1 protein-coding gene is annotated in these 3115 nt (G+C 63.9%); it reads left to right on the forward strand.

Annotation, left to right across the window (positions count from 1 at the left end; genetic code table 11):
* Window positions 1–172: 172 nt before the first annotated feature.
* A complete protein-coding gene (locus tag NRB56_RS38035; RefSeq protein WP_153349228.1) occupies window positions 173–2914 on the forward strand; it encodes a pPIWI_RE module domain-containing protein in 2742 nt (913 codons plus the stop codon).
* The last annotated feature ends 201 nt before the right edge of the window (window positions 2915–3115 follow it).

Below are 3115 nucleotides of genomic sequence, written 5' to 3' on the forward strand. Positions count from 1 at the left end.
ACGGTTGCGGGCCACCCGGACGACATCGTCCCGGAACTCGCGGGGGTAAGGCTTGGCCACAGCGACATCCTTCCAGCCCGCCCGAAGGCAAGCCAACTCGGTTGTCACCTATACCTGCAGCAGTCCCCTTGTCCCGCATGAACGACTGACCCGTCGACGAAAGGGAACTCACATGAGCAAGAACCTCGAACTCGGCGCGTTCGTGCCGGCTGCCGATACCCCCCTGCAGGCAACGGTGTCGACGCTCGGATTCCCGGCCGATTGGCGGGACCCGGTCCTCGACTACTACCGCCGCACCTGGCCCGAACGCGGGCGAGACCGCATCGAGCAGGTGCCGATAGCCCGACTCAACGAAGTACTCGCCACCGTCGCACCGGATCTGATCTCCGTCGGCCGTCGTGCCGGCTTCGACGACACCGTCCGCTGGCTCTACTCCACCGTCGAATATCCGGAAACGATCATCCGCCGGATCGTAAAAGTGTGGCTGCAGGACTTCGCCGCCACCACCGAACATGCCCGGGCCTACTCCCGCGCACTTTCCGATCTGGACTTCACACAACTTCAGTGGCGGCGCGAACAGATCGATCTGCTGGAGGCCACACGCTCCCCGGCGGGCACATGCATCCCGGCACCGCACCTGTACACCGTCCTCCCCGACCTCATGGCGGACCGGATCGTCCGCCACCGGCCCTACGAGATCGACGGCGAGACCGTGGCATTCGAACGAGTCGCCCCGTTGGACGGCGACGGTGCCGAACTGCTGTCCTGGCCGCCGCGACGCTACGTCATCAGCGGCAAGGATCCGGAAACACCCGCCGGGACATGGATGTTCAGCGGATACATCAGCATCCGGCTACGGACGGTGCCGTTCGACCCGGTCCCGCGACTGCACGTGTCGGCCGGCATCCGACGATGGGTCCGTGGCAAAGCCCACCTACCGCATCGGCGCTCGGCCGCGGTGTATCTGCGTTCGACGGCCGCCCTGCTCGACGAAGCACCTGTGTCACCTCGATTCGCGATCGCGAAATTGGAATGGAACCGCTCCGAAGGCAAGGTCGACTGGCGCCGGGGCGGACCAGAGAGCATGCTCCAAGCCCTAGGCGCTGTCGAAAAGCTGCCACTACCAGATGTTTTCGCTAAAGAGGCCGACAGTTGGATCACTGGCCGCGACACTGTGACCGCGGCTCTGTGCCATCACGCGATGATGGGCTACCACGGAGTATTAACGGGTCTCATGCCCACCGAGCACCGTCAGCTCAGCCGATGGATCGAAGAAGCACTCGCACCGGACTTCGTTCGCGCTCACGCGCTCGTGCCCGCCACACCTCGGGTCCGGTCGACACACGTATTGAGCCCGCTGAAGGCCATTCCCAAGAAGGAAGATCATCCAGGGCAGATCGAGAGCGTGCTCGCCGAGCGCGCGGTGACCACCACCGCCAACGGAACGATCCGGCGAACCTTCACCGCCGCAGCGTTGGGGGAAGGCACCGACCTGGTCGTTCACGTGCTGGAACAGAACAAATACTTGATGCCGGAGTTGATCTCCGCCGCGGAGGAGAGCCTCGCTCTCTCCGCATATCGGACGCTCGAAGGACCCGACTCCTGGGCATGGGACACCCCGGAGCTAAAAGTCCGTATCCACCGGCACGAACTGGGCGCAGCCGGAAGCCGACTCGGAGAGGGGCCCGGCCCCCGAAAAGGCGCACCCCACGACACCGAAGTCATCGAGCGTAGTCGCCAGGTGAAGCAACTCGTCGAAGACATCAGCGCCAGAACCGAATACGGACAGATCGCGATCGTGCAGCTCGAATCCGCCAAGCCGGCATTCAGGATCCGAACCCAGGATCCGAAATTCGCGATCCGCCTCGGATGCGGCGCTGCCCGGACACTCACACAGTTCGTCGCCGTTCGCGAAGACAAACTCGAACACCCCTGCAAAGCGGCATGGGACGACTGTCTTCGGCAGCTCGGCATGCGATTCGTTCCACGGCAACATGATTCGCTGGGGTTGCCCCAGAAGCTGAACCACCTGGCGTTCTGGCTGGTCAAGCGCCAATCGGATAGCACCAACTCGACGGCGCAGTTCACGCCCGTCGCGGTCCTGCTCAGGCCCCAGGAGAACAAGATCCTTGGCCGGTCGATCGACACCGACGACTGGGTTCCCTACCCTGAGTTGCTGCTGTCACTCACCGGCAAGGTTCGTCCCAACCAGGAGAAGCACCGCGACAGGCAGCAGTTGCTCTACGCCCAGTTCATCAAGCAAACTCTCCAACGGTTCCGGGCGGTCCCGACCTTGGCCTATGTCCACGCCCAGAACTCCAGATCGCGCTGGCCTTGGCTGCTCAACGGCGAACTCATGCCCGACCGCATGCAACTAGGCAACAGCGCGCCGGAACGGCTGACGACACAACCGAAACTACGCATCGTGCGCGTCGCAACCGGCGATCGCGACGAGACTCCCCGAGGCTGGCTGGCCAAGCCCGACGGCACCGCCGGCCACGCCACCGGACTCTGGGTGCACGCGGAGGCATCCGAGGACGCTCGCGTGTTCTACAGCACCTCACCCAAGAGCTCGACGGCTAGCAGAGTATTGAAGGTCGACGCCACCAAGCTGACCACCAACCGGCGTCCGGACGGCACACCGGCACCCGACGTCGCCGGCATAAACGCGTGGAATCCCCAGCTCGTAGAACTGACGATGATCGGCTTCGCGACCCGCCCCGAAGCCGAGTCCTACGCCATGTGTGTGCACCAGCAGCGTAACCCGGAGGACTACCGGGACACCCTGCGTTTGCCGCTGGCTATGCATCTCGCAGAACTCGCCGCGGAATACGCATTGCCGTTCGACGACTCCGACGACCGGGCGGACGATATGCCTGATGAAGGCGACAACGACGAAGAGGTTGTTCAATAGGGCATGCGCCGTTGACTGCTCAGCCGACGAGTGGCTCAGGGAGTGCCTTCCGTGCATGATAATCCCGGTCGCTGTGAGGTTCCGGCTTATATGAATGTCACCGGTTGGCTGGCTGGGTGATCACCGGTCGTAGTCTGCCGGAGGTGTTGAGCCGGGGCTGGCTCGTGAGGTTCCTGCCGCCCGTTCGGGCTGGCTCGCCGG

This window comes from Nocardia aurantia (genome assembly GCF_009604425.1).
GTDB classification, from domain to species: Bacteria; Actinomycetota; Actinomycetes; order Mycobacteriales; family Mycobacteriaceae; genus Nocardia; species Nocardia aurantia.

Bases quoted from the DNA above. Each gene is read 5' to 3' on its own strand.
- NRB56_RS38035 (WP_153349228.1), top strand. From the start codon at position 173: ATGAGCAAGAACCTCGAACTCGGCGCGTTCGTGCCGGCTGCCGATACC.